This is a genomic window from Micromonospora sp. BQ32 (assembly GCF_059358895.1).
Genome location: NZ_JCADBI010000001.1, coordinates 65,948 through 90,335, shown reverse-complemented (window position 1 = coordinate 90,335; position 24,388 = coordinate 65,948). Strand labels below are relative to the sequence as shown.

The following is a 24,388-nucleotide window of genomic DNA, read 5'->3' as shown; positions in this document are numbered from 1 at the left end:
TCATGATCATGAATGAGCTCGCCGCGCCAGGGCTGACCCTGGACAAGGGATTGCAGGCCCTGCTGGACTCGGTCGCACAGGACCCGACCGGCCCACTGACCGTCGGCATCGCCGGCCCGGCCGGTCACGGGAAGACCGCACTGCTCGCGGAGTTGGAGCGGGTCCACCAGCGCGCCGGGATCGCCGTCCGCACGACCGCGCCGGAGCCGGGTGAGCCGGTCGACGCCGACACGGTGGTGCTGGTCGACGACGCACACCTGCTCGACGACGCGCGGATCGGGGCGCTGTTGGGTCTGGTCGCCGGCCGACGACACCGATTGGTGGTCGCCCACCGCCCGTGGCCCCGGTCGGCGGCGTTCAGCGAGCTGGTCGACGCCCTGCGACGCGACGGGCAGGCCCTGCTGCTCACCCCGTTCACCCGGGAGCAGACCGCCGCCTATCTCGCCGCCACACCCGAGCTGGGCCGCCCCGCCGACCTGGTCGACTTCGTCCACACGCAGACCGCCGGCGTACCCCGGGATGTGGAACGGCTGGCCCGTGGCCTGTCCGGGGTGGAGACGCGGACCGGCGCGATGGTCGACCCACCCCGGTCGGTCATGCTCGAATTCGCTCCGGACCTGGACGTTCAACCCACTGCGGTACGACGACTGCTGCTCGCCGTCGCGGCCGGCGGGGCGCTGCCGGTGAGCATGCTCGGCGCGCTGCTGGGTCGGGACCCGGCCGGGGTGGACGAGTTGATCGCCACGACCAGGGCGGCCGGGCTGCTCGGCGCGGACGGCCGGCTCGCGCCGATCGTCCGGCGGGCCGTCGCGACGCTCAGCCCCAGCACCGAGCGGACGGCGGTCTGGCGTCGGCTCACCGAGTTGCAGCTCGCCCGGGGCGGCGCGGTGCTGCCGCTGGTCCGCTCCCTGCTCGCGGTCGGCGCGCTCAGTGACTGCCCGGCCGCGACCCTGGCCGCCGCGGCGGACGAGGCGCTGGCCGACGAGCCGGCGTTCGCCGCCGAGCTGTTCGCGGCGGCCACGGCGGCCGGGCAGCCGCCCAACGCGCAGCAGGCGCTCGCCGCCGCGCTCGCCGGTGACCTCGACGACGCGCTTCGGCTGGCGGACCGACTGCTGGCCACGGCCGCTCCGCCGGACCGCTCCGAGGCGGCCGTGGTCGCCGCCACCGCCCTGGCCCACCGTGGTCACGTCGGTCGCAGCGTCGAGCTGTTCCGGTGGTCGGGCACCGCCTCGGCCGCGGCGTTCGCCATCGTCGGCGGGCTCGCCACCGGTGACCTGGCCGCCGCCACCGAGTCGCCGGCGGGTGACCCGGCGGGCGAACCGCCCACCCTGCACGCCAGCGCCGCCCGCCTGACGGCCAACGGCGTACGGGAAAGCGTGACCGGCCCGCCGACCGCCGCGCTCTCCGCGCTCGTGCAGGCCGCCGCGCTGCTGGAGCCGGATGGACGAGCGGCGCTGCTGCCGGACAGTCCGGCGGCCCTGGCCGCGTTGACGGCGGTGCACTGCGGTGAGCTGGAGATCGCCGAGCGGGTGCTGCACCGCGCCCTGGCCGCCGGTGTCGGTGGCCCGCTGATGGCCCGCCGCCACCGGCTGTTGCAGGCCTGGATCCTGATGGTCCGTGGCGAGATCCACGCCGCCACCGAACGCCTCGCCACGGTGACCCTCGACGGGCGGCAACTGGAGTCCCGCGACCAGCTCTTCGCCGCGGCGATCCGGATGGGCATCGGCCGGCGCAACAGTGACCTCGGTGCGCTCAAGCGGGGTTGGGGGCAGGCGCTGGAGGCCGTGGTCCGGCACCCCGTCGACCTGTTCACCCTGCTGCCGCTGGGTGAGCTGGCCATCGCGGGCGCACGGCTCGGTGACCTGGCTCGGCTGGAGCCGTACCTGCATCAGGGGCGTGCGCTGCTCGACCGCCTCGGCGGCCCACCACTGTGGAGTGTGCCGTTGCACTGGAGTGAACTGCACGCCGCCATCCTGACCGGCGAGCCGACGGTCGCCGACGAACACGTCGCGGCGTTGCTGGCCGCCGCCGGTCACAGCCGGTACGCGGCCGTGGTCGCCGCCGCCGCGGAGAGCTGGGTGGAGGTGCTCCGGGGGGTCGTGGACCCGATCCGGGTGGAGGCCGCCGCCCGCGGGCTGTACGACACCGGGTTGTGCTGGGACGGCGCCCGCCTCGCCGGGCAGGCCGCCATCCGCACCGCCGACCGGCGGGCGATGACCACCCTGCTGGAGTGCGCCCGAGCGTTGCAGGGGCGGCCCTCCGGCGGGCACGGCGGGCAGACAGCCACGACCGGTGCGAGCACGGCGCGGGCCGCCGGCCCCACTCAGCACGGGCTCAGCGACCGCGAGTACGAGGTTGCCGAGCTGGTGTTGGCCGGATTGACCTACCGGGAGATCGGCGATCGGCTCTTCATCTCGGCCAAGACCGTCGAACACCACGTGGCGCGGATGCGTAACCGGCTGAACTGCGCCAACCGCACCGAGCTGCTGGCGCTGCTGCGCACCCTCGTCGCCGACCGGGCCAGCGACACGGCCGGGCAACCGTGGCCGCAGCGGGCGAGCCGATGACCCGTAACGATGTTCGGCTGATCCGGACCAGGCTGGCCGTGCTGGCCGCCGTGCTGATCACGCTGTGGTCGTACGCGGCCTACGTGTCCAGCCAGGACGCCGTCGACCTGCTGCGTGTCCGGGCGTTGGCGGACACGCTGGGTCAGCCCATCGACCGCCTGATCCTGAGTTTGCAGACGGAGCGCCGGACCACCGTCGAGACGATCGCCGGGGCGGGGCAGACGACACCGGCGCTGGTCGGGGCCCGCGAAGGCACCGACCGGGCCGCCGCCGAGATCCGCGAGTTCACCGAGGGGCGCGACCTTCGGCTGCTCAGCGCCGGCACGGTCCGGGACCGCGCCGGTGAGCTGGTCCGACGGCTCGACGGCCTGGGCACGATTCGGTCCCAGGTGGACACCGGGCGGCTCGACCAGGCCGCGGCCATCGACAGGTACGACGAGGTCATCGACGTCGCCTTCCGGGTGTACGGACCGGAGTGGGGCGCGTACGAGAGCGGGTTGGCCGCCGACACCCGTGCGGTGATCGCGCTGGCCCGCGCCCGGGAGTTGCTCGCCCGGGAGGACACGCTGGTCAGCGCGGCCCTGACCGGCGCGCGGCTCGGCGTCGACGAGCGGCGCCGGCTGAGCACGCTCGTCAGCATCCAGCGGTACGCGCGCGCCGAGGCGGCGGTCGGCCTTCCGCCCGAGGGCCAGGGCGAGCACCAGCGCCTCGCGGCCGGCCCCGAGTTCGCGGCTCTGCTCGCCCTGGAGGACCGGCTGCTGCTTCAGGCGGGCACCGCCAACGCCCTGGCCGGTCTCACCGTCCAGGGCTGGCGGGCCGCGGCGGACGCCGCGCTCGGCGCGCTGCAGACACTGGTGACGACGACCGCCCGCAGCAGCGTCGAGCGGGCCACCCCCGGCGCCGCCGTGCTGATCGCGCGTACCGGGGTCGTGGTGGGGCTCGGCCTCATCGTCGTGCTCGTGCTTCTGCTGAGCTGGGCGGGCACCGTCCGACGCCTGACCGCCGAGCTGACCAGGCCGGACGCCGACCCCCCGGCACCGGCGCAGGACACGCCGGCCTCGGCGCAGGACGCCCTGGTCCCGGCGCAGGACGCCCCGCCGCCCGGGGGTGCGACCGAGCGGGAGCTGTTCCTGGGGCTGACCCGACGCAACCAGGTCCTGCTGCGCGACCAACTCAGCCTGCTGGACGGGATGCAACGTCGGGAACGGTCCACCGAGGAGACCGGCGAGCTGTTCCAGCTCGACCACCTCACCACCCGGATCCGGCGCAACGTGGAGAAGCTGATCTCCCTGGCCGGTGCGACACCCGCCCGCCGCTGGCGACGCCCGGTGCCGCTGCTCGACGTGGCACGCGGCGCGGTCGCCGAGGTGCCGGACTACCACCGGGTCCTGATCGCCCCGCACTGGTCGTGGTCGCTGGCGGGGCCAGCCGTCACGGACGTCATCCACCTGCTGGCGGAGCTGATCGAGAACGCCCTGACCTTCTCCGGGCCGGACACCACCGTCCGGGTCAGCGCCGAGCAGCGACCGCAGGGGTGCGCCGTCCTCGTCGTCGACGACGGGCCCGGCCTGGACGCCGCCGCGCTGGCCGAGGCGAACCACCTGCTCGGCAACCCGCCACCGGACGGCCCACCCGCGGGCCTCGCCGGCTGGTACGCCGCCGCCGTACTGGCCGGTCGCTGCGGCGCGCACGTCTCGTTGCGCCCCAGCCAACGCGGTGGGACGGCGGCCATCGTGCTCCTGCCCTCCCGGCTGGTCACGGTCACCGACACCGGCCGCTCACCGGCCAGCGCACCATCCGACACCCCGTACCCACCGGACCGCACCGGCACCGACCGGCCCGACCCGAGCGGCGACGGCGCGCTGCCGACGCGGGTCCGCCACACCGGGCGGATCGGCCCGGAACACGGCAGAACCAGCCTCGACACGGTCGAGTTCCCGGTCGCGAGAACAGCAAGGAGACATCAATGACGTCTGCAGTGGTCACCGAGGACGGCCTGACCGACGCCCTGAACAGCCTGGTCGACCGAGTGCACGGCGCGGAGTTCGCCGTGGTGCTCTCGCCGGACGGGCTGCCGCTCGGCGGCTCCCGGCGGGTGGGGGAAAAGCTGGCCGAGCAGATCTCCGGCGTGGTCGCCGGCCTGATCGCGTTGGGGCTGGCCGCCACCCGGACCTGCGACGCGGGTCGGCTGCGCCAGGTCGTGGTGCAGATGTCGCGAGCGTTCCTGTTCATCGCCACCATCCCGAACGGGACCATCCTCACCGTGCGGATCGCCGGTGACGACGTCGAGGTCGGTGACATGGCGTACGAGGTGGCGCTCTTCGTGGGGCAGGCCGAGCGGCACCTGCCGATCACTCTGGGACCGGCCTCCTCGGTGACGATCGGGGACACTGGTGCACACCAGCGGCACCACTGACGAGGCGTGGTACGACGACGACGCGGGCCCGGTCGCCCGGCCCTACACCATGACCGGGGGGCGCACCGCGCCCGCACGCGGTCAGTTCGACCTGATCTCACTGGTCGTCGCCCGGCGGGGGGTCACGCCCCCCACACCGCTCTTCCCTGAACAGGCGCGGATCGTCGAGCTGTGTCACCATCCAGTGTCGGTGGCCGAGGTGGGTGCCGAGTTGGACCTTCCGCTGGGGACCGTCCGGGTGCTGCTCGGCGACCTGCTCGCGGCCGGGCTGATCGAGACGCACGAACCGCCGATGCTGTCGGAGCTGCCGACCGAGGATCTGCTCGAGGCGATACTCGTCGGGCTTCGCGGGCTGTGACCGGGCTGGTGCCAGCCACGACCCGGCCGGATCCTGAGCACGCACCCGGCGACGAACTGAAGGAGAGACAGGCAGTGCCGGCAACACCACCCCAGCCACGCCGTACCGTGGCGATCATCCTGCTGGATCGGGTCGTGGCCCTCGTCACGGCCGCACGGCGGGTGCTCACCGGCCGGGAGGACGTCTCGCGGGCCACCTGGGTGGCCGTCATCGCGGCGCTCGGGGTGCTGATCGCGACGGTTGTCTCCGTCGTCGGGGTGGTGCGTACACCGGAGAAGCTGACACCGGTGACCCTCGACCCGCCGCCGTCCGTGGAGCAGGTGGGCGCGTCGCCGTCCGGTACGCCCCGGGCGCAGGCGCGTCCGGCGGCCACCAGCCCGGCGGTGCCCGCTCCCCCGCCCGCCTCGGCCTCCCCGGTCCCACCGGCCGTCGCGTCGTCGACCCGGCCGACGCCGACCGGCGCGACCGCCGAGCCCACCCCGGCGGCGCTGAGCGCCGACTTCGCGATCAGGGACAACGCCCTGCTCAGCTACGGCGCGACCGTGACGATCAGCAATCCCGGCTCGGTTCCGGCACCGCGGTGGACGCTGGTGGTCACCCTGCCCCGGGAGTCGCTGGGGGTCAGCGGGGTCGAGGGAGCACAGACCAGCCGGGACGGTGCGGTGTGGACGTTCGTGCCGGACCCGAACACCGGCCAGGTGCCCGCCAGCGCCTCGGTCCGGGTGACGTTCCGGGTCAATGGTTCGTTGACCGGTTCCGCCCCCACGGCGTGCACGATCGACGGGGTCGCCTGCGCTGGCCTGTCGAACTGACCGGTCCGGTACGCCCCGGTCGAGCGTGGTACACCGGGCGTTCCGGCGGGCGTCATGCTTGATTGATCACCAGTTCGGGCGCGCTTCGTACCGTTCCGACCATGACTGTCCTACCCGCATCACCGTCGCTTCGCCGCGCCGGGTCGCGCCTCGGTGCCCTGCGTACCCGGGCCGCCGCGTCCGTCGCCGTCCTCGCCGTCACCGGCGCTGCCGTCGCGGTCGCCGTCGCGACCTCGTCGCCCGCCACCGCCGAGCCGGGCCACGTCGTCGTCTCGGAGAACTTCTCGGCCGGGTCGCTGCCCGCCGGTTGGCACGCGGTCGACGGCACCTGGAAGGTCGAGAACGGCCGGCTGTACGGAACCTCCGCCAGCTCCAGCGAGAACAACAAGATCACCTTCGGTCGGCACCTGAACGACTTCCGGCTTGAGGCGACCATGCGCTTCGAGTCGGTCTCGGCCGCCACCCGCTGGGCCTCGCTCGGCATCGACGTTCCCGCCAACGGCGCGACCCCCTGGTGGATCGCCACCATGCGCAGCGGCACCACCGCCGCCAACGGGCTCGAATTCGCCCAGCGGACCACGGCCAACGCCTGGGTCGTGACGAACACCGCCTCCGCCCCGTCCGACGCCGGCACCGGCCGGGACGTGCGCGTCGCCGTCGAGGTGCACGGCAACCAAGCCCGCTGGATCTTCGACGGGCGGGAGGCGATGCGGACCAGCAGCCTCCAGCGCTCCGCCGACGGTGTCCAGGGTCTCTTCGTCAACGGCGCGACGGTGTCGTACGACGACGTCACCGTCACCGAGCTGGCGCCGAACGGCTACCTGCGCCCCGAGGGCAGCCCGTTCACCGTGATCGCCCACCGGGGCGCGTCCGCCGCCGCGCCGGAGAACACCCTCGTCGCCCAGGAGATCGCCCGTAGGGGCGGCGCCGACTGGATCGAGAACGACGTCCAGCCGAGCAAGGACGGCGTCCCGTTCATCCTGCACGACGGCACCGTCGACCGGACCACCGACGGCACCGGCAACATCCGGGACCTGACCGCCGCGCAGATCAAGGCACTCGACGCCGGCTCCTGGTTCGGCCCGCAGTACGTGGGCGAGCGGGTGCCCACCCTCGCCGAGCAGCTCGCCGACCTACGGACCCGCGGCGGCAACCTGCTCGTGGAGATCAAGGGCAGGCACACCCGGGACGAGGTCGCCACGATCATCCAGGTGATCCGGGACGAGCAGATGATGGGCCGGGTCTTCATCCAGAGCTTCGAGGTCGACGCCCTGAGGTACACCTATGAGATCGCCCCCGAGCTGCCGCTCGGCCTGCTCCGCAGCACCCTCGACGCTGACCCGGTGGCGATCGCGAAGGAGTTGCACCTGACCGCGTACAACCCCAACGGCAACGCGTTGCTGGCCAAGCCGGAGGTCGTCGCCCCGCTGCACGCAGCCGGGGTCGCCGTGATGGCCTGGACGATGGACTCCGCCGGTCTGTGGCAGCGGTTGGAGCGGATCGGCACGGACGCGATCATCACCAACCGCGCGGCCGAGCTGGTCGGCTGGAACTCGGCGTTCCTCCAGCGGGCCTCCGCCGACCCGACCGTGCAGATCACCTCGCCGGCCGACGGGGCTCGGCTGGACCGGGCGCAGTCGCCGGTGATCGCCATCGCCGCGACCAACGCGGACACCGTCACCGTCACGCTGGACGGTAAGAAGTCCGCCGCCGGGCGCAAGCTCGACCTGGCCAAGCTGACCGCCGGCCGGCACACCATCTCCACCCAGGTGACCGGGCCCGAGGGCACCGCCACCGCGACCAGCACCTTCACCGTGACGGTGAGCCAGGCCGGTCTCGGCTACCTGATCCTCACCTCGGGCGCGGACCCGACCGCCGTCACCGCGATGACCATCAAGCTGGCCCACGCCCAGTACGCCGAGCTGGCCACCTACGCCGACCGGCAGGCCGGCAAGCTGGTGCCGGCCGAGGCCGCCAGCGTCATCGCCGCCGACGCCCGCACCCTCGCGCTGAAGTAGTGGCTCTCCGGGTGGCGCTGGTCCGAGGGCCAGCGCCACCCGGGATCCTCAGTGGACGCCGGCGGACGACTCGGCCCGCTCGCCCTGCTGTCGCACCAACGGCAGCGCCGGCGCCAACGCCACCGCCATGCACAGGCCGCCGATGGGGAGCAGATCGAGGGTGACCGCCGGCAGGACGATGCCGGCGAGCAGCAGCGACACACTCCACCACGGCAACCGCCGTCGGGCGGCGAGCATGCCGGCGAGAACGAGCAGGCCGAGGAAGAAGAGTTGGGGTACGACGTCGTAGAAGGCCACCTCCACGCCGGGGATGTCCTTGAAGTCCGCGCCGAGCCTCGACATCTCCGCCCGGTCCTCGGCCAGGAGCCCTTCCACGATGTCCGCGCCGAACTGCACCATCGTCGCGGCGAGGCCGACCAACGTGGCGGCCACCACCCCGGTGCGCCACGGACTGCGGGGCAGCAGACCCGACAGCGCGAGCACACCCGGGACGAAGCACACCATGCCGGCGAGAGCGACCAGGTGCGCGGCCTGCCAGTCGAGCCCGGGGCCGTACACCCCGTCGGATTTCCCCCACAGACGTGCCAGGCCATAGGCCAGAATGCCGACCGGTCCGGCGATCACGTAGAGCGCAGCGCGTTTCATGCCAGCCATCATCTGGCCGCCGACGCCTGCCGACCTCCGGGAGCGTCCCTCAGGTCGCCCTGGATTTCGTCTCAGGTCTTCCACCGAGCAACCCCGAGACCCGCCACCGCCGGCCGCCGCGGTCAGGGGCGGAATGGCTTGCCAGTCAGCGCGGATTCCTCCGGGAAGGCCAACGAGCTGAAGAACTTCTCCGTCTCGGCACTGCGGATGCCTTCGATCTTCGCCAGCAGCGCCTCTGTCGCCTCGTAGGCGCGCTGCTCCCGTTCGGTCGGATCAGCGGTCGCCTCGGCCCGACCGAACGCGAGTCTCCACTGGTTGCTCGCCTCGATGAGCCCGAAATGGGTACGCCGCAGCAGCGCCCACATCTGATCCCACTGATAAAAGGTGCGTAGCGCGGTGGCCGTGGCGATGAGCACGCCCGAGACCGCGATTACGAGGTTCTTACCCGGGTAGCTGAAGCCGGCGAGCAGTGGCAGTGACGCACTGACGACGATGACCAGGATGCCGGTGGATCGAAACAGTCGACGGTGCCATTTCGCCCGCCAGTCGTAATGGTCCCTGAGCTTGTTGACGCTGTCTTCCGCCAACGCGCGGTAGACCTGCAACGGATCGCCGGGAGCCCCGTTCTGCGACTCGGCGAGCAGCCCGCTCTGTCCTTGGTCAACAGACACGTCACGATGTTAGATGCTGGCCATGCGACGGTCTATAGCCGGAGAATACGATGTTGTCCGAGTATTGACGGGCGAACATCTCCCGCTCTGGTGAAGCGACCGGCCAGGCAATCACCGGAACGCCGCGGCGACGCCACCACGCCGTCAGATTGGACGGAAACGCGTCCACCTCGTAGGCCAGAAAATCGGGTCGGGTGACCAGGTTGCTGACCATGCTGCGGCCCACCATCCGGGTCAGCGGCCCGGCGGTGCGCAGCAGTCCGCAGATGCGCCCCACCGGCACCCGGCGGTGCGGCGGCAGCTTCCGCACCGCGACCCGCAGCGCCGCCACGAGTAACGGGTCGAAGGACTCGAGCGCGTACCGCCCCGGGTAGTCGGCCGTCTGCCGCAGCACCTCGTCGACAAGGTCGAAGTTGAGGGCGAGCGTCGGCCGTTTCAGCTCGATCAGCAGGGGCACCCGTCCGGCGACCCGGTCCAGCACCTGCGACAAAGTGGGCACCCGCTGGTCGGTGCCCTGCAACCGGAGCCGCTGCCGATCGGCCGGGGTCAGCTCCGCGGTGGCGATCGCCGCACCGGTGAGCGCGGCCAGGTCGTAGTCGTGGACGACGACGACCTCGCCGGAGCGGGTGAGCTGCACGTCCAGTTCGCAGGCATAGCCAGCGTCGGCGGCTGCCTCGAACGCCGCCAGCGAGTTGGCGGGTCTGTTGGGGCCGGTCAGTCCCCGGTGCGCGATCGGGGTGTCGAGCAGCCAACGGTCGTCGGACGACACACGATCCTCCTGAAACTTCCGGGACCGGGCTGCCGCGCTCCGGAGCACGCCGTGGAAGGGTTTTCGCGTACCTTACAGCGGCCGGCCCCACGGCGGCGTTGGCCCGAGGGTCACGCGGTGGCCGTTCCACGCTGAGGGCACATGGCGGCCGACCGGGGCGCGGGTCGGGTGGCGAGCATGTTTCATGCTGGAGTGGTGATTCGATTCGTACTGAATGTGCTGTGGCTCGTCTTCGGCGGTGGCATCGTGCTGGCGGTCGGCTACGGCATCGCCGCGCTGATCTGCTTCGTCCTGGTCGTCACCATCCCGTTCGGCGTCGCGTCGCTGCGCCTCGCGGTCTACTCGCTGTGGCCCTTCGGTCGCACCCTGGTGCCCAAGCCGGGCGCGGGTGCCGTCTCCGGCCTGGCGAACATCCTCTGGGTGGTGCTGGCGGGTTGGTGGCTCGCGCTCTCCCACATCCTCGCGGGCATCGCCCTCTGCGTGACGATCATCGGGATCCCGTTCGGCATCGCCAACTTCAAGCTCGTTCCGGCCGCGTTCTGGCCCCTCGGCCGCGAGGTCGTCGACGTGCCCTGAACACGCGAGACGGGAGACACTCGGTCTCCCGCCACTTCTAACTTATAGCGCACTGGGGGGCTTGCGGCAAGACCCCGTTCATGACGCAGAATCGTCGGCCGAGGCCAGATTCTGCCGAAATGGAAGTCATGAATTGAATTCCTTGCCTATCTCCGTGTTCGAACTTCCCGATCACCTCTCCCCCAAGGCCGGCCCGGCGCTCATCGCCCAGGACGAGCGGCACTTCGCGGCAATGGCGCAGAGCCTTGCGCAGTTGAGCGCCGAGCTGTCCGACCGTCTGGACACCGCGCGCCGGGCGCCCGGCGGCAAGGGCCGGCAGGCCGTCGACCGGGACGAGGAGGTCCGCCGGCTGACCGCCCGCCTGCGCTCGCTGAGCCGCTACGGGCTGGACCTGTGCCTCGGCCACGTGGTCGCGGCGGACAACCCCGAGCCCGTGTACGTCGGACGTCGCGGCCTCACCGACAGCACGGGTCGGCGGCTGCTGCTCGACTGGCGCTCACCCGCCGCCGAGCCGTTCTTCGGCGCGACCCATGCCAACCCGATGGGCCTGGCGAGCCGCCGCCGCTACCGCTGGACCCGCGGCCGGATCAGCGACTACTGGGACGAGGTGTTCACCCCGGACGGGTTCGTGGGGCACGCCGTCGCGCTCGACGACCAGTCCGCGTTCATCGCGAGCCTGGGCAGCGCCCGGTCGAACCGGATGCGCGACGTGCTCAGCACGATCCAGGCCGACCAGGACGCCATCATCCGGGCGGGGTCGGCCGGCGCTCTCGTGGTCGACGGCGGTCCGGGCACCGGTAAGACCGTCGTCGCCCTGCACCGCACCGCGTACCTGCTCTACTCCGATCCGCGCCTCGGTCAGCGCCGGGGTGGGGTGCTCTTCGTGGGGCCGCACCAGCCCTACCTGGCGTACGTCGCCGACGTCCTGCCCAGCCTCGGAGAGGAGGACGTGCAGACCTGCACCCTGCGCGACCTCGTCCCCGAGGGGGCGACGGCAACCGTCGACACCGACCCGGAGGTGGCCCGGCTGAAGTCCTCGGCCGAGCTGGTCCGGGCGATCGACGCGGCCGTCCGGTTCTACGAGGACCCGCCGGTCGCCCCGATGACGATCACGGTGGGCGACTCCGACGTCCGGCTGAGTGCCGACGACTGGGCCGACGCGTTCCAGGCGCCGGGTCCGGGCACCCCGCACAACGAGGCGCGCGAGGAGATCTGGGAGGAGTTGCTCACCATCCTCACCGAGAGGTACGACGGCGACGAGCCGGACGACGTGATCCGCAACTCACTGCTGCGTAACCGGGAACTGCGGGCGACGGTCAACCGCGCCTGGCCGTTGCTCGACGCGGCCGATCTCGTGGGAGACCTGTGGTCGGTGCCCGCGTACCTGCGCACGTGCGCGCCGTGGCTCGGCCCCGAGGAGGTCCGCAAGCTGCAACGCGACGAACCCCGGGCCTGGACCGTGTCCGACCTGCCGCTGCTGGACGCGGCACGGCAGCGGCTCGGCGACGCGGAGAGGTCGGGGCGCACCCGCCGGCACGACCCGGCTGCCGCCGCCGAACGCGAGCACATGGCCCGGGTCGTCGACGAACTGCTCGCCGCCGACACCTACGACGACGGCGAGGGCCTGCTGACGATGCTGCGCCAACCCGACCTGCGCGACGTCCTGGTCGACGAGTCCGCGCTGCCAGACGCCGATCCGGACCTGCTGGCCGGCCCGTTCGCGCACATCGTCGTGGACGAGGCGCAGGAGCTGACCGACGCCCAGTGGCAGATGCTGCTGGCCCGTTGCCCGTCGCGCAGCTTCACCATCGTGGGCGACCGCGCCCAGGCCCGGCACGGGTTCACCGAGTCGTGGCAGGACCGCCTCAAGCGGGTCGGGCTCGACCGGGTCACCCTGGCCTCGCTGAGCATCAACTACCGGACGCCGGCGGAGGTCATGGCGCAGGCCGAGCCGGTCATCCGGGCCGCGCTCCCCGACGCCAACGTGCCGACCTCCATCCGCGGCAACGGGCTCCCCGTCGTCCACGGATCGGTCGCCGAGCTGGGCTCGATCCTCGACACCTGGCTCGCCGCCCACGTCGACGGGATCGCCTGCGTGATCGGCGACCCGACGTTCGCGCCCACGGCCCGCGTCCGGTCGCTGAGCCCGGAGCAGGCAAAGGGGCTGGAGTTCGACCTGGTCGTCCTCATCGACCCGGAAACGTTCGGCACCGGCATCGAAGGGGCGGTGGACCGCTACGTCGCGATGACCCGGGCCACTCAGCAACTCGTGCTCCTGACCAGCGGCTGAGGGCGGCGTTCGCCCCCCCCAGCCCGGTCTTGGGGGCGCCCGGGGCGGTTTCGCTTTCGGCGGCTATACCACTGAGGCATATTCATACCTCAGTGGTATAGCGCTCTCCAGGCCATGCGCCGCGCCCCGGCGGGCGTGGACCCCACCGTCCGTACGAACTAGTTGCCGAGCGTGACGTGGAGAATCCTCTCGTTGCTGTTGTTCGGGGTGCTGTCCTTGTCGCCGACGTTGGTGGTGGTCAGCCACAGCCCCCCGTCGGGAGCCGGCTCCACCGTCCGCAACCGGCCGTAGGTGCCACTGAAGTACGTCTGCACGTTCGTCAGGCTGCTGCCGCTGATCACCGCGCGGTACATCCGAGCGCCTCGGGCGCAGGCCACATAGAGCGCGTCACGCACGATCGTGATGCCGGAGCAGGACCCCTCGGCGGTCGGATAGGTGCGCGCCGGCGCGATGAACCCGGCCGTACCGCAGGTGCCGCTGGTGCCCTCGCACGCCGGCCAGCCGTAGTTTCCGCCCTTGACGATCAGGTTGGTCTCATCCATGACCGAGTTGCCGAACTCCTGCTCCCACAGCCGGCCCTGCGAGTCGAACGCCAGCCCCTGCGGGTTGCGGTGGCCGTAGCTCCACACGTAGTTGCCGAACGGGTTGTCCGAGGGGACGGTGCCGTCCGGGTTGAGCCGCAGGATCTTGCCTTCGAGGCTGGACCGGTCCTGGGCGTAGTTGCCGTTCTGGGCGTCGCCGGTGCTGGCGTACAGCTTGCCGTCCGGGCCGAACCGCAGGCGACCACCGTCGTGGTACTTGTTCCGCCGGATGCCGGTGAGGAGGACCTGCTCGCTGGCGGTGTTGAGTCGCCCGTTCTCCAGCCTGATCCGGACGATGCGGTTGTCGCTCGGCGAGGTGTGCATGATGTACAGCCAACGGTCGCTGGAGTAGCTGGCCGAGATGGCGAGCCCCAACAGGCCACCCTCACCGTCGGTGCTCTGCACGTTCGGCACCGTGCCCAGGTTGGTCTTGACCCCGGTGTTCGGGTTGAGCTGGATGATGTCGTGCGCGTCGCGGCGGTTGTAGAGGACGTTGCCGTCCGGCAACGTCACCAGACCCCACGGGATGTCGGTGTCGGTGGTGACCTGCCGCACCCCGCACACCGGGTTGGCGCACGCCGTACCGGTGGTCACCGTCGCGGTGCCGCTGCGCGACGAGACGTTGTCCTGCGCGTCCCGAGCCACCACGTAGTACTGGTAGGTGGTGTTCGCCGCCAGACCGCTGTCGGTGAACGTGGTCGCCGGCGGCGCGCCGGTGACCGTGCCCACCTTCGCGCCAGCCCGGTAGATGTCGTACGCCCGAACCCCGATGTTGTCGGTCGACGCCGTCCAGCGCAGCGTCACAGTGGTGCCCGACGCGGTGCCGGTGAGCTGTTGCGGCGCCGTCGGTGGCTGGCTGTCGGCCTGGCAGGGCGGCGGAGTGATCGAGACAGTGGCGCTCGCCTGCGACACGTTGCCGGCGGCGTCGCGGGCGTTGACGTACAGGCCCCAGGTCGCCCCGGCCACCACCGTCAGGTTGGTGGAGAGCGTCGTGCCGCTCACCGACGTCATCAACTGGCCGTCGTGGTAGATGTCGTAGAACGCCACCGCGACGTTGTCCGTCGAGGCGTTCCACGCGAACGTCACCGAGTTGCAGGTCAGGCCGCTCACCCGTGGGCTGCCCGGCGCCGTCGGTGGCTGACTGTCGGCGCTGCCGAGGGACGTCGTCCATCGCTGGTTGGACTGCCCGTTGCAGGTCCAGAGACCGACCGTGGTGCTGTTGGCGGTGCCCGCGCCGGACACGTCCAGGCACAGGCCGGACTGGACCCCGACGATGGTCCCGGAGGCGGTGATCCGCCAGCGTTGGTTGGCGCCGCCGGTGCAACCGTTGATCTGCAGCGCGGCCGGGGCGGTGGTGTCCTGACCGACGACGTCCAGGCACATCGTGTCGTCGTAGACCCGCAGCTCGCCACTTGAGGTGAGGGTCCACGCCTGGTTGGCCTGACCGTTGCAGTCGTAGATGTTGATGCCGGCACCGGCGGTCCGGACGTTGCCGACCACGTCCAGGCAACGACCGCTGGCCACACCGACGATCGTCGACGGTGCCGCGGCGGCCGCCGGCACACCAACGGCCACGCTCAGCAGCGTCACCGCCGCCATCGCCACCGGCAACAGCCGCCATCGTGGGCGGCTGGGGTTCCTCCGCGCGGTGACTCGCATCCGTCCTCCAAGATCAGGGCACCGACCGGCCCACCCGGACGACCAAGCGTCCGATCACGCCGAACATGTACATCGACCATCAAAGATGTGTTCGCCGCACAAGTCAAACGATGTCCCTCGATCGGGGGGCAAACCCGCAGATCGGCGTACGCTTCGCTCAGTTGCCCTGCAACGTCTCCCGGACGTACCGACGGGCGTGATGGATCCGGGACTTCAGCGTGCCGATCGGGATGCCCAGTTGCCCGGCGATCTCCTGGTAGTCGAGCTGACACAGGTCGCGGAGCACGAGGGCCGTCACCAGCTCCGGCCGATGCGCCTCCAGCCGGTCCAGCGCGTCGAGCAGATCGAGGCGGAATCCGGCGATGACGCTCGTCGTACGGGGGTCGGCCACCTCGACGGGCAGGAGCGCGCTCGGCCGCTCGGCCGCTCGGCGCCGCAGTGACCGGTAGGTCTGGCGCGCGCAGTTGGCGACCACGGTGTGCAACCAGGTGGAGAAGAGCGATCGACCCTCGAATCGATGAATGCGCCGGGCGACCGGCGAGCGGTGGTTCACGCGACCGGGGCGCCACCTCTGCCCACCATCGGTGCACCCGCCCCTCCTCCTCAAGTCGTAAGCGCATTGCCGTCCTGCGCCAGATGGCTGGGTGCGATCGCTCGAACAGGCTTGTGCCATGGCATCGGGTGACGCCGTACGGACCTGCTCCGGACACCCGTTCGCCAGGAAAGGCACTGGCAGACGATGCGACCTCTTCCGTTTCCTGCACCCAGTTCACCCCGCCCCGCCCGGCCCGTGGTCCGACTCGGCGCGCTGCTGGCGACCGCGGTCGTCATCGCCGTGAGCGCCGCCGGCTGCGGCGCGCCGCAGCACGACCCCGCGCCGCGCATCGACGCTCCGGCGGCGCCCGCCGCCGCGACCGGGGCGGGTTCCGCCCTGACCGACGCCGACGTCAACGCCTGGCTCGACGGGCTGTTGCCGGCCGCACTCGACCGTACCGGCATCGCGGGGGCCACGGTCGCCGTCGTGCACGACGGCAAGATCATCACAACCCGGGGGTACGGCTACGCCGACACCGGCGCAGACGGCGACGCAGCCGTGCCGGTCGACCCGGACCGACACCTGTTCCGGATGGGATCGGTGTCGAAGCTCGTCACCGCCACCGCGGTCCTGCAACTCGTACAGAGCGGGAAGCTCGACCTCGACGCGGACGTCACGACGTACCTCGACTTCGAACTGCCCCTCCGCTACGAGCGGGCCGTCACCCTGCGGCACCTGCTGACGCACACCGCGGGTTTCGAGGAGCGGATCGCCGGCCTCATCGGCACCGACGGGGGCGACCTCAACCTGCGCAGGGCCCTGGTGACCGACCCACCGGAGCAGATCTACGAACCCGGCACCGTCCCCGCGTACTCCAACTACAGCAACGCGCTCGCAGGCTACATCGTCGAACGCGTCAGCGGGACGCGCTTCGAGGAGTACGTCCAGCGCAACATCCTGGACCGCGCGGGCATGCCGTCGTCGACCTTCGAGCAGCCGCTCCCGGCGGCGCTGCGCGACCGGATGTCCAAGGGGTACGACACCTCGGCCGGGCCCGCCGCGCCGTTCGAGATCGTCGGCACGCCCCCGCCCGGTGCGCTGAGCGCCCCGGCGACGGACATGGCGCGGTTCATGCTCGCCCAACTCGGCGATCCGGTGGGCTTCGCGCCCCTGCTGGACCAGCCGACCCGTGATCTGATGCAGCGTCCGGCACTCGACGCGACGTCGCTGGGCACGCTGGCCGACGGGCCCCGGATGACCCTCGGCTTCTTCGAGGAGGACCGCAACGGCCACCGGATCCTCGGCCACGGCGGCGACACCAAGTACTTCCATTCCCACCTGCAGATCTACCCCGACGACCGGGCCGGGATCTTCCTCTCCCTCAACAGCAACGGTTCCGGCGCCCTCGACAGCCACGAACTGCGCGAGTCGGTCGTGACCGGCTTCGCCGACCGCTACTTCCCCGCCCGCGACGACCAGCCGACCGCCGGGCTGGACCCGGCGACCACCGCCAAGCACGCCGCGCTGGCCGCCGGCACGTACGAGTCCTCGCGAGCGATACGGAGCAACTTCCTGACGGCCATCGGCCTGGCCGGTCGGACCACGGTCAGCGTCGCCGACGGCGACCGACTGCTGTTGGAGCCGGGCCCGCTCTCCGACTCCCCCGCCCTCTACCAGGAGGTGGCGCCCTGGGTCTGGCGCGAGGTCGGCGGGCAGCGCACGATCAGCATGCGGGTGACCGACGACCGGGTCGAGGCGATCGGTGTCGACTCCGCGTTCGCGTTGCTGCCCGTCGAGCCGGCCCGCGCCTGGGCGGTGGCCGTCCCGGTGCTCGCCCTGTCGACCGTCGTGCTGCTGCTCACCGTCCTGTCCTGGCCGGTCGGCGCGATCGTCCGCCGTCGGCTCGGCCGCGCCCCCCGGGAGCGGTCCGGGCGTACCGCCCGGATCCTGAGCCGCCTCGCCGTCGCCGGCACGCTGCTCGCGTTCACCGGGTGGGTCCTGAGCATCGCCAGCATCATGAGTCTCCAGGACGTGCCCGGGCCCGTCCTGCGCACCATCCAGGTGCTGCAACTGGTGGGCCTGCTCGGAGTGCTGCCCGCCGCGGTCCGACTGGTCGACGACGTGCGAGGCCACCTGGGCTGGCGACGGATCGCCGGCAGCGGCCTGATCCTGCTCGCTCTCGCCGGCGCGGGCTGGTTCGCCGTGGAGTTCCACCTGATCGCGCCTAGCATCTCCTACTGACCCGCCCGACCCGGGACGATCCGGAGCAAGGATGCGCACCGCATGAGGGACCACACCGACCCCGAACCCGGCACCCCGCGACTGACGAAGTGGCTCGACGGACGGCTCACCCGGCTCGGGGTGACCGGGGTGTTCCCCCGGGACTGCCTGCTGGCCGCGGCGCTGAGCGTCCTGACGTTCGTACTGCTCACGGTGTTGTTCTGGTTCGTGGCACCGCAGGACGGGGTGTCGTTCCACCCGACGCGGGCCTGGCTGCTCGTCGCCATCTGCTGCGCGCAGGCGATGCTGCTGTGCCTGCGTCGGGTCCGGCCACTGCTCTGCCTCGCGCTCGTCGTCGGCCTCCAACTGCCCATCATCGGCTTCTCCCTGCCCGAGGCGACCATCCGAGGTATCGCCCCGTTCGTGGTGGCGTACACCGTCGGGTCGTTGCTGCCGGTTCGGCGGGCGCTGCCGACCGTCGGCGCGGCCGTGCTGGTGGAGTCGGTCGGGGCGGCTGTCGTGGTGACCCCGGATCTGCTGACGGCCGTCGCGTACGTCTCGGCGAGCGCCCTGACCTACGCCAGCGCGACCTTCGTCGGTGGCTACGTGGCCACCTACCGGCGCTACGTCGAGTTGGTCCGGGTGCGAGCGGACGAGGCGGTCCGGGAGCAGCGCACGAAGGTCCAGGCGGCGATCGGCGCGGAGCGCTCCCGGATGGCCCGGGAGTTGCACGACGTGGCGGCCCACCACCTCTCCGGCATGGTCGTGCAGGCGGCGGCGGTCGAGCGGCTGATCGACCGGGATCCGGCGGCCGCGAAGGCCGGCGTGGCCTGGATTCGGAGCCAGGGCAAGGAGACCCTGGACAACCTGCGGCTGGTCGTCGGTGTGCTGCGCGGCAGGCCCGGGCACGAGGGCGGCGACGGTGCCGCCCCGGTGCCGGGGCTGGGCATGCTCGACGACCTCGTCCGCACCGCGGGCAACCTCGCCGGTCCGGTGGAGTTCGTTCGGGAGGGGGAGCAGCGCGAGGTGTCGCCGATCGCCGACGTCGCGCTCTACCGGATCGCGCAGGAGTCGCTCAGCAACGCCCGCCAGCACGCCCCGGGCGCTCCGGTGCGGGTGGTGCTCCGCTTCGAGCCCCGCTCGGTGTCGCTGGAGGTGGTGAACAAACCCGCCACGCCGCGACGAGCACCGGCGGCACGGACCGGTGGTGTCGGCCTGGTGGGAATGCGCGAGCGTGCCCAGCTGATCGGGGCGACGTTCACCGCCGGCCCGACGGCGGCCGGTGGCTGGTCGGTCGCCGCGACCCTGCCGACGAACGGTCCCGCCACATCCCGGCCGAAGGAAGAGGCCCCAGCATGATCAGAGTGATGCTCGTCGACGATCAGGCGGTCGTCCGCGCCGGCTTCCGGGTCATCCTGGAGCAGGCCGGCGAGATCGAGGTCGTGGCGGAGGCGTCGAGCGGGTCCGCCGCGGTCGAGCTGGCCCGCCGGCTGCAACCGGACGTCATCTGCATGGACGTCCGGATGCCGCACGGCGACGGGCTCACCGCGACCCGGCAGATCGTCGCCGAGGCACCCGGGACGCCGCCGGCGGTGCTGGTCGTGACGACCTTCGACCTCGACGAGTACGTCTTCGGCGCGTTGGAGTCCGGCGCCAGCGGGTTCATCCTCAAGGACTGTGAGCCCGAGGACCTGATCGAGGCGATCCGTCGCCTGGCAAGCGGGTACGGGCTCGTCGACCAGGCCGTCACCCGTCGGGTGATCTCGGAGTTCGCCAGGCGTACGCCCGCTCCCCGCTCGGACGCGGCGGTGGCGCACCAGCTGACCGCGCGGGAGACGGAGATCGTGGAGCTGCTCGCGCAGGGCCTGTCGAATGTCGAGATCGCCGAGCAGCTCTTCATCGAGACCAGCACGGTCAAGTCGCACCTCGGGCGCGCCATGGCGAAGATCGGCGCACGGGACCGGCTGCAAACCGTCGTGTGGGCGTACCAGAACGGCGTGGTCCAACGGTGACGCGACGCTGAACCCGTGTGTGGCGGTGGGTCCACCCCCGGTCGAGAGTGGACATCGCCGGAGTACGATCCCGCTCGTACCGCTGTGGTGACCTCCAGCTGACGACCCCTCGATAGGAGCCTGGCATGGCCGGCCCGGACCCCGAACTCGCCGCGAAGCTTCAGCCCGACGTGCCGCACGCGGCACGGATCTGGAACTACTGGATGGGCGGCAAGGACAACTTCCAGTCCGACCGGGCGGCCGGCGACGCTGTCGCCGAGGTCTACCCGGAGATCGTCCTCATGGCGCAGCAGTCGCGCGTGTTCCTGGTGCGAGCCGTGCGTTACCTCGCGGCCGAGGCGGGTATCCGGCAGTTCCTGGACATCGGCACCGGCCTGCCCACCATGCAGAACACACACGCGGTCGCGCAGGGCGTGGCGCCCGACTCGCGGATCGTCTACGTGGACAACGACCCGATGGTGCTGGTGCACGCGCGGGCACTGCTGGCCAGCACGACGTCCGAAGGTGTCACCACCTACGTCCCGGCCGACTACCACGACCCGGAGAAGATCCTCGCCGAAGCGGCGCAGACGCTCGACTTCGACCAGCCCATCGCCGTGATGTACATGGGCGTGATGGGCTACGAGCCCGACCTGGACCTGGTGCGCACCATCGTCGGGCGCACGATGGACGCGGTGCCGTCCGGCTCCCACCTGGTGCTCTGGGACGGCACCAACACCAGCCCGGCGGTGGTCTCCGGTGCCGAGCGGCTGGCGCAGAGCGGCGGAGTTCCGTACATCCTGCGCAGCCCGGAGGAGCTCGAGAGCTGCTTCGACGGGCTGACGCTGGTGGAGCCGGGCCTGGTGCCGATCCCGTTGTGGCGACCGGAAAAGCCCGACGCCGTCGGCATCGACGCCTACGGCGCGGTGGCCCGCAAACCCTGACCGACACGACGTCCGCCCCGCTCCCGCCATCGCACCGGAGCGGGGCGGACGCCGTTCACCGCGCGCACGTCAGCGTCAGGCCGTCGGGCACCGCGCTGGTCGTCACGAGGAGACCGAACGTCGTCGCTCCGTCCAGCGCCAGCGTCCCGTTGTAGGAGGCGTTGGTGACGGTGACGTCGGTGCCGGCCGTCTCGGCCACCCCACCCCAGGCCGTCTGGACCTGCTCGTCACCGGACCACTGCCAGGAGACGCGCCACCGGTCCAGCGGCAGTGTCCCGGTGTTGCGGACCGTGACCGTCGCGACGAAGCCGCTGCCCCAGCGCGCGTCGATCGTGGCCGTCGCGCGGCACGAGGTCAGCGAGGCGGTACGGCCCGAGGCGATCACGAACCGGTCCCGCCGGCCCTCGGCGTCGGTGAACCGGTACCAGTACTCGGTGTCGGGCGTCAGCCGGTCGATGGTCACCGAACCGTTGCGTTCCGGCCCGGAGACGCCCTCGGCGATCGCAGCCCGCCACTGTTGGGCGTCCTCGCGGCTGGCGAAGAGGCTGACGGTCATCGGCGTTTCGTAGCCGCAGGGCGGGCGGAAGAAGATGAAGTACGAGATGGTCAGGCTCGTGGTGGTGGCCCCGGCCACGCTCGCGCTGATCGGTATCGCCGGCGGGCAGGCCGGCGTCGGTGTCGTCGACGGCGTCGGTGTGGAGGATGGCGTTGGCATGGGTGTCGCTTCGGCGGCGGTGGTCGTCCCGGCCCAGGCGGCCAGCGCCATGGTCGTGACAGCGAGGAACATGCGAAGCATCGGTGCCTCCGTGGTTACCGGGCACCGCTGACCGAGGTGGTAGCCGGGTGCCGCGCTCGGGTTTCCGGTCGCCGACGAGGGCTGCCCGGCACGGGTGACATGGTCACCTCGCGCGCCCCGTGGACCGGAGGAGATCTGGTGCGCGCTGGCTCCCCGAGCACGACCGAATCACAGCATGGCAGTCGACGACCATCGATACAACCCGATCCCGTCGAACATCGTCCGCTTTCCCGTCGCCGCGGGGACACCCGCCGGGCGTCCGCGACAAGAATGATCCATTGCGGTCTATTCATTCGGACACGGGAGCACACCATGCTCGACGCAAGCAGCACGACCCGGCGACCCCGGGTGCTGAGGGCACTGATCGCGGCAGCCGCCGCGGCGGTGCTGGCGACTGCGGCACTGGCCGCTCCGGCCCCCGCCAACGCCGCCGTCAGCCGGGCCGAACTGGCCCTGCGCTGGGCACCCATCCACTACCAGGACGTCGATGCCACCGGCAGCCACGCCCTGGGCGGTCAGTCGGACTACCTCACCCGGGTCGACTTCGACGGCGACCTGGACGGACGCAACAACTGGGACCGGGCCGGCCAGGCAGGCGTCACACGCGCCGCGCACGTGTACTACTCCGTCGTCGAGACGAGCACCCACTGGTACATCACGTACCTCTTCTTCCACCCTCGGGACTGGACCGACCACCCGTTCTTCGAGACCGAGCACGAGAACGACGGTGAGGGCGCGCTGTTCGCGATCGAACGCGACGGCTCCACGTACGGGGTTCTCCGCTCGGCCGTCACGGTCGCGCACAGTGACTTCTTCTCCTACACGCCGACCGGCAGCACCTGGACCAGCGGCGGGGAGAGCATCGACGGCACGCTGCGGTTCCAGGCGTCACCGCACGACACGTTCCAGCACCCGGTGACTGCGCAGGAGGCGCAGGGCCACGGCCTCAAGGCACACCCGCAGTACGACATCAACGGCGACGGCCTGGTCTACTACCCGTCGACCGTCGCCGAGACGCCGAGCAGCAGCAACGACCGCGACGTGCGGTATCAGCTGATCGACATCTTCGCTGCCGGCGGTCTCTGGGCGCAGCGGTCCAACGCGAGCCTCTTCGCCAGCCTGGGCACGTTCGCCGGTGACACGTCCGGCGACTGCGGCGTCGGCACCTGGAGCTGTTCGACCAACTCGGCCAACGCGCCCTGGGGCTGGGACGACGGCGTCGACACCCCCGCGCGGGGGGAGTTGGCCAGCGACCCGGCGAAGCTGTCGGCCGCGTACTTCACGGTGCCGACCGGCTTGGCACGCACCTACAGCTACAACCCGTACGCCGGTGCGGCGGCGGCGCTCGCCGAGGCGGCGAGGACGGCTCCGCCCACCGTCGACTGATCCCGTCGTCTCCCCGGGGGCGGGCCGTCCTGGTCCGTCACCGGGGAGACGAATCGACCCGTACCCGGTCGCTCTCGTTGTCGGAGAGGAAGGCCGCCAGCGCCTGTCCCTGCTCGGTCACGGCGGCCCGGTCCGCTCGGGAGAAGCCGCGGAGTGGGTTGACGGTCACCGTGCCCGACTCGACGCTCCAGGTCGCCGAGACCCGGCCGTCGACGAGCACCACGCGCTCGCCGGCCACCGAGAGGTTACGGTGGGCGTCGTCGATGATCCGGCTGCGGTCGTCGTAGCCGAGGATCGCGTTGTCGAACGCCGGCAGGAACCGCACCGGGGCGGGTGTCTCCGGGTCGGGACGCGGCGCGTCGGGGAGGTCGATCAGCTTCCGGCCACGTTCGTCGCGGAAGGTCACCAACTCGTCCCGCATCGCGGTCACCGCGGCCGGCAGCCCGGCGAGGCCGCACCAGGCCCGCAGGTCGGCCGTGGCCGCCGGGCCGAACGCCGCCAGGTAGCGGCGTACCAGCAACTGACCGACCGGATCGGCACCCGGCGCGGCCGGCGGGGCGATCTCCCGGCCGAGCCACGCGGAGAGCAGGACGTAGCGCGCGCCGCCCTTCATCCGCCACAACCCACGCGGCGGGAGCTGTGTCATCGGGAGCAACGCGACCGCGATCTCGCCCAGCACCCGCAGCCCCGGCGTCGGCCAGCGCTCGCTGAGCGCCCGCCCGATCTCGGGCATCGAGCGCGGCTCACCGTCGGCCACCACCGCCCGGGCAGCAGCGGCGAGTTCGTCGAGGTCCACCCCGGCGAGTTCGCTGCGGTAGACCCCGAGCACGCGTTGGCGCAGCATGGCGTCGTGACGGGGGCGCCAGGCCACGGCGTCGTCGGCGGCGAGCAAATGGACGGTGCGGCGCATGAGGTGGGTACGCACCACGTGTCGCTGGGTCAGCAGCGTCGAGAGCACCGTCGGGTCGAAGGCGCGCAGCCGCGACCAGAGCCCGATGAACGGCTCCTGCGGCTCCTGCGCCTGTAGGCCACCGAGGTGGGCGACGGCGTCGAGCGCCGGCAGGTCGGCGCGGTCGAGCAGCAACTGTCGGGCGAGCGTCGCGCGGTTGAGCGCCCGGGTGTCGAGAATGGTCATCGGGTCCTTTCGGTCGGCC

General features: G+C 71.7%; 20 protein-coding genes. 13 read left to right on the top strand and 7 right to left on the bottom strand.

All coding sequences use genetic code 11. The annotated features are described in order from the left end of the window. Positions 1-2: 2 nt before the first annotated feature. The 6 genes from AC5L30_RS00405 (at position 3) to AC5L30_RS00380 (ending at position 8,171) form a co-directional block, all read left to right on the top strand. Entirely contained in the window at positions 3-2,567 is a 2,565-nt protein-coding gene (locus tag AC5L30_RS00405) for a helix-turn-helix transcriptional regulator (RefSeq protein WP_494864363.1), read from the top strand. Further along, complete coding sequence (locus tag AC5L30_RS00400) at positions 2,564-4,537, top strand: nitrate- and nitrite sensing domain-containing protein (protein WP_494864362.1); 1,974 nt, start codon at positions 2,564-2,566, stop codon at positions 4,535-4,537. The genes AC5L30_RS00405 and AC5L30_RS00400 overlap by 4 nt, the downstream gene beginning before the upstream one ends. Next, positions 4,534-4,983: a roadblock/LC7 domain-containing protein gene (locus AC5L30_RS00395; protein ID WP_238659150.1), complete on the top strand. Its 450-nt coding sequence runs from the start codon at positions 4,534-4,536 to the stop codon at positions 4,981-4,983. The genes AC5L30_RS00400 and AC5L30_RS00395 overlap by 4 nt, the downstream gene beginning before the upstream one ends. Next, positions 4,961-5,341 carry a DUF742 domain-containing protein gene (locus tag AC5L30_RS00390; protein ID WP_091399588.1) on the top strand — a complete coding sequence of 127 codons (381 nt, stop codon included), beginning with the start codon at positions 4,961-4,963 and terminating at the stop codon, positions 5,339-5,341. Before AC5L30_RS00395 ends, AC5L30_RS00390 begins: the two co-directional genes overlap by 23 nt. Before the next feature lie 74 nt (positions 5,342-5,415). Beyond that, positions 5,416-6,153, top strand: a complete 738-nt coding sequence (locus AC5L30_RS00385) for a cellulose binding domain-containing protein (RefSeq protein WP_494864361.1) — start codon at positions 5,416-5,418, stop codon at positions 6,151-6,153. 101 nt (positions 6,154-6,254) lie between these two features. Next, a complete protein-coding gene (locus AC5L30_RS00380) occupies positions 6,255-8,171 on the top strand; it encodes a glycerophosphodiester phosphodiesterase (protein WP_494864360.1) in 1,917 nt (638 codons plus the stop codon). Between the two features lie 48 nt (positions 8,172-8,219). Here AC5L30_RS00380 and AC5L30_RS00375 read toward each other — a convergent pair whose 3' ends face one another. The 3 genes from AC5L30_RS00375 to AC5L30_RS00365 form a co-directional block, all read right to left on the bottom strand. Beyond that, complete coding sequence (locus AC5L30_RS00375; RefSeq protein ID WP_494864358.1) at positions 8,220-8,816, bottom strand: hypothetical protein; 597 nt, start codon at positions 8,814-8,816, stop codon at positions 8,220-8,222. Positions 8,817-8,938: 122 nt separating this feature from the next. Then, complete coding sequence (locus tag AC5L30_RS00370) at positions 8,939-9,487, bottom strand: SLATT domain-containing protein (RefSeq protein WP_494864357.1); 549 nt, start codon at positions 9,485-9,487, stop codon at positions 8,939-8,941. A 1-nt stretch (position 9,488) separates the two neighbouring features. Next, positions 9,489-10,256, bottom strand: coding sequence for a glycerophosphodiester phosphodiesterase family protein (locus tag AC5L30_RS00365; protein WP_494864356.1), 768 nt, complete (start codon positions 10,254-10,256; stop codon positions 9,489-9,491). A gap of 195 nt (positions 10,257-10,451) precedes the next feature. On the opposite strand from AC5L30_RS00365, the gene AC5L30_RS00360 reads away from it, so the two are divergent. Further along, on the top strand, positions 10,452-10,832 hold the full coding sequence (locus AC5L30_RS00360; protein ID WP_494864354.1) for a YccF domain-containing protein: 381 nt from the start codon (positions 10,452-10,454) through the stop codon (positions 10,830-10,832). 148 nt (positions 10,833-10,980) lie between these two features. Continuing rightward, positions 10,981-13,122 carry an RNA polymerase recycling motor ATPase HelR gene (helR, locus tag AC5L30_RS00355; RefSeq protein ID WP_494865296.1) on the top strand — a complete coding sequence of 714 codons (2,142 nt, stop codon included), beginning with the start codon at positions 10,981-10,983 and terminating at the stop codon, positions 13,120-13,122. A 158-nt stretch (positions 13,123-13,280) separates the two neighbouring features. On the opposite strand, the gene AC5L30_RS00350 is transcribed toward helR, so the two are convergent. Both AC5L30_RS00350 and AC5L30_RS00345 read right to left on the bottom strand, forming a co-directional pair. Next, entirely contained in the window at positions 13,281-15,362 is a 2,082-nt protein-coding gene (locus tag AC5L30_RS00350; RefSeq protein WP_494864352.1) for a PQQ-dependent sugar dehydrogenase, read from the bottom strand. Between the two features lie 157 nt (positions 15,363-15,519). After that, positions 15,520-15,915, bottom strand: a complete 396-nt coding sequence (locus AC5L30_RS00345) for an RNA polymerase sigma factor (protein WP_494864351.1) — start codon at positions 15,913-15,915, stop codon at positions 15,520-15,522. 237 nt (positions 15,916-16,152) lie between these two features. Between AC5L30_RS00345 and AC5L30_RS00340 the strand changes: the two genes are divergently transcribed. The 4 genes from AC5L30_RS00340 to AC5L30_RS00325 all read left to right on the top strand — a co-directional run bounded on the left by AC5L30_RS00340 (position 16,153) and on the right by AC5L30_RS00325 (position 21,052). Then, positions 16,153-18,138 (top strand): serine hydrolase domain-containing protein, encoded by a 1,986-nt coding sequence (locus AC5L30_RS00340; RefSeq protein ID WP_494864350.1) that lies wholly within the window; start codon positions 16,153-16,155, stop codon positions 18,136-18,138. A gap of 42 nt (positions 18,139-18,180) precedes the next feature. After that, complete coding sequence (locus AC5L30_RS00335) at positions 18,181-19,476, top strand: sensor histidine kinase (RefSeq protein WP_494864348.1); 1,296 nt, start codon at positions 18,181-18,183, stop codon at positions 19,474-19,476. Next, on the top strand, positions 19,473-20,129 hold the full coding sequence (locus tag AC5L30_RS00330; RefSeq protein WP_494864347.1) for a response regulator: 657 nt from the start codon (positions 19,473-19,475) through the stop codon (positions 20,127-20,129). The genes AC5L30_RS00335 and AC5L30_RS00330 overlap by 4 nt, the downstream gene beginning before the upstream one ends. 125 nt (positions 20,130-20,254) lie before the next feature. Further along, a complete protein-coding gene (locus AC5L30_RS00325) occupies positions 20,255-21,052 on the top strand; it encodes an SAM-dependent methyltransferase (protein ID WP_494864345.1) in 798 nt (265 codons plus the stop codon). A gap of 55 nt (positions 21,053-21,107) precedes the next feature. On the opposite strand, the gene AC5L30_RS00320 is transcribed toward AC5L30_RS00325, so the two are convergent. Continuing rightward, positions 21,108-21,848, bottom strand: coding sequence for a cellulose binding domain-containing protein (locus AC5L30_RS00320; protein ID WP_494864344.1), 741 nt, complete (start codon positions 21,846-21,848; stop codon positions 21,108-21,110). A gap of 312 nt (positions 21,849-22,160) precedes the next feature. Between AC5L30_RS00320 and AC5L30_RS00315 the strand changes: the two genes are divergently transcribed. Next, a complete protein-coding gene (locus AC5L30_RS00315; RefSeq protein ID WP_494864343.1) occupies positions 22,161-23,234 on the top strand; it encodes a hypothetical protein in 1,074 nt (357 codons plus the stop codon). Between the two features lie 37 nt (positions 23,235-23,271). On the opposite strand, the gene AC5L30_RS00310 is transcribed toward AC5L30_RS00315, so the two are convergent. Next, entirely contained in the window at positions 23,272-24,369 is a 1,098-nt protein-coding gene (locus tag AC5L30_RS00310; RefSeq protein WP_494864342.1) for a winged helix DNA-binding domain-containing protein, read from the bottom strand. Positions 24,370-24,388 lie beyond the last annotated feature (19 nt).

Excerpts from the sequence above, each read along its gene's own strand:
- AC5L30_RS00405 (WP_494864363.1), top strand. The coding sequence starts at position 3 with ATGATCATGAATGAGCTCGCCGCGCCAGGGCTGACCCTGGACAAGGGA.
- AC5L30_RS00400 (WP_494864362.1), top strand. The coding sequence starts at position 2,564 with ATGACCCGTAACGATGTTCGGCTGATCCGGACCAGGCTGGCCGTGCTG.
- AC5L30_RS00395 (WP_238659150.1), top strand. The coding sequence starts at position 4,534 with ATGACGTCTGCAGTGGTCACCGAGGACGGCCTGACCGACGCCCTGAAC.
- AC5L30_RS00380 (WP_494864360.1), top strand. The coding sequence starts at position 6,255 with ATGACTGTCCTACCCGCATCACCGTCGCTTCGCCGCGCCGGGTCGCGC.
- AC5L30_RS00375 (WP_494864358.1), bottom strand. The coding sequence starts at position 8,816 with ATGAAACGCGCTGCGCTCTACGTGATCGCCGGACCGGTCGGCATTCTG.
- AC5L30_RS00350 (WP_494864352.1), bottom strand. The coding sequence starts at position 15,362 with ATGCGAGTCACCGCGCGGAGGAACCCCAGCCGCCCACGATGGCGGCTG.
- AC5L30_RS00335 (WP_494864348.1), top strand. The coding sequence starts at position 18,181 with ATGAGGGACCACACCGACCCCGAACCCGGCACCCCGCGACTGACGAAG.
- AC5L30_RS00330 (WP_494864347.1), top strand. The coding sequence starts at position 19,473 with ATGATCAGAGTGATGCTCGTCGACGATCAGGCGGTCGTCCGCGCCGGC.
- AC5L30_RS00325 (WP_494864345.1), top strand. The coding sequence starts at position 20,255 with ATGGCCGGCCCGGACCCCGAACTCGCCGCGAAGCTTCAGCCCGACGTG.
- AC5L30_RS00320 (WP_494864344.1), bottom strand. The coding sequence starts at position 21,848 with ATGCTTCGCATGTTCCTCGCTGTCACGACCATGGCGCTGGCCGCCTGG.
- AC5L30_RS00315 (WP_494864343.1), top strand. The coding sequence starts at position 22,161 with ATGCTCGACGCAAGCAGCACGACCCGGCGACCCCGGGTGCTGAGGGCA.
- AC5L30_RS00310 (WP_494864342.1), bottom strand. The coding sequence starts at position 24,369 with ATGACCATTCTCGACACCCGGGCGCTCAACCGCGCGACGCTCGCCCGA.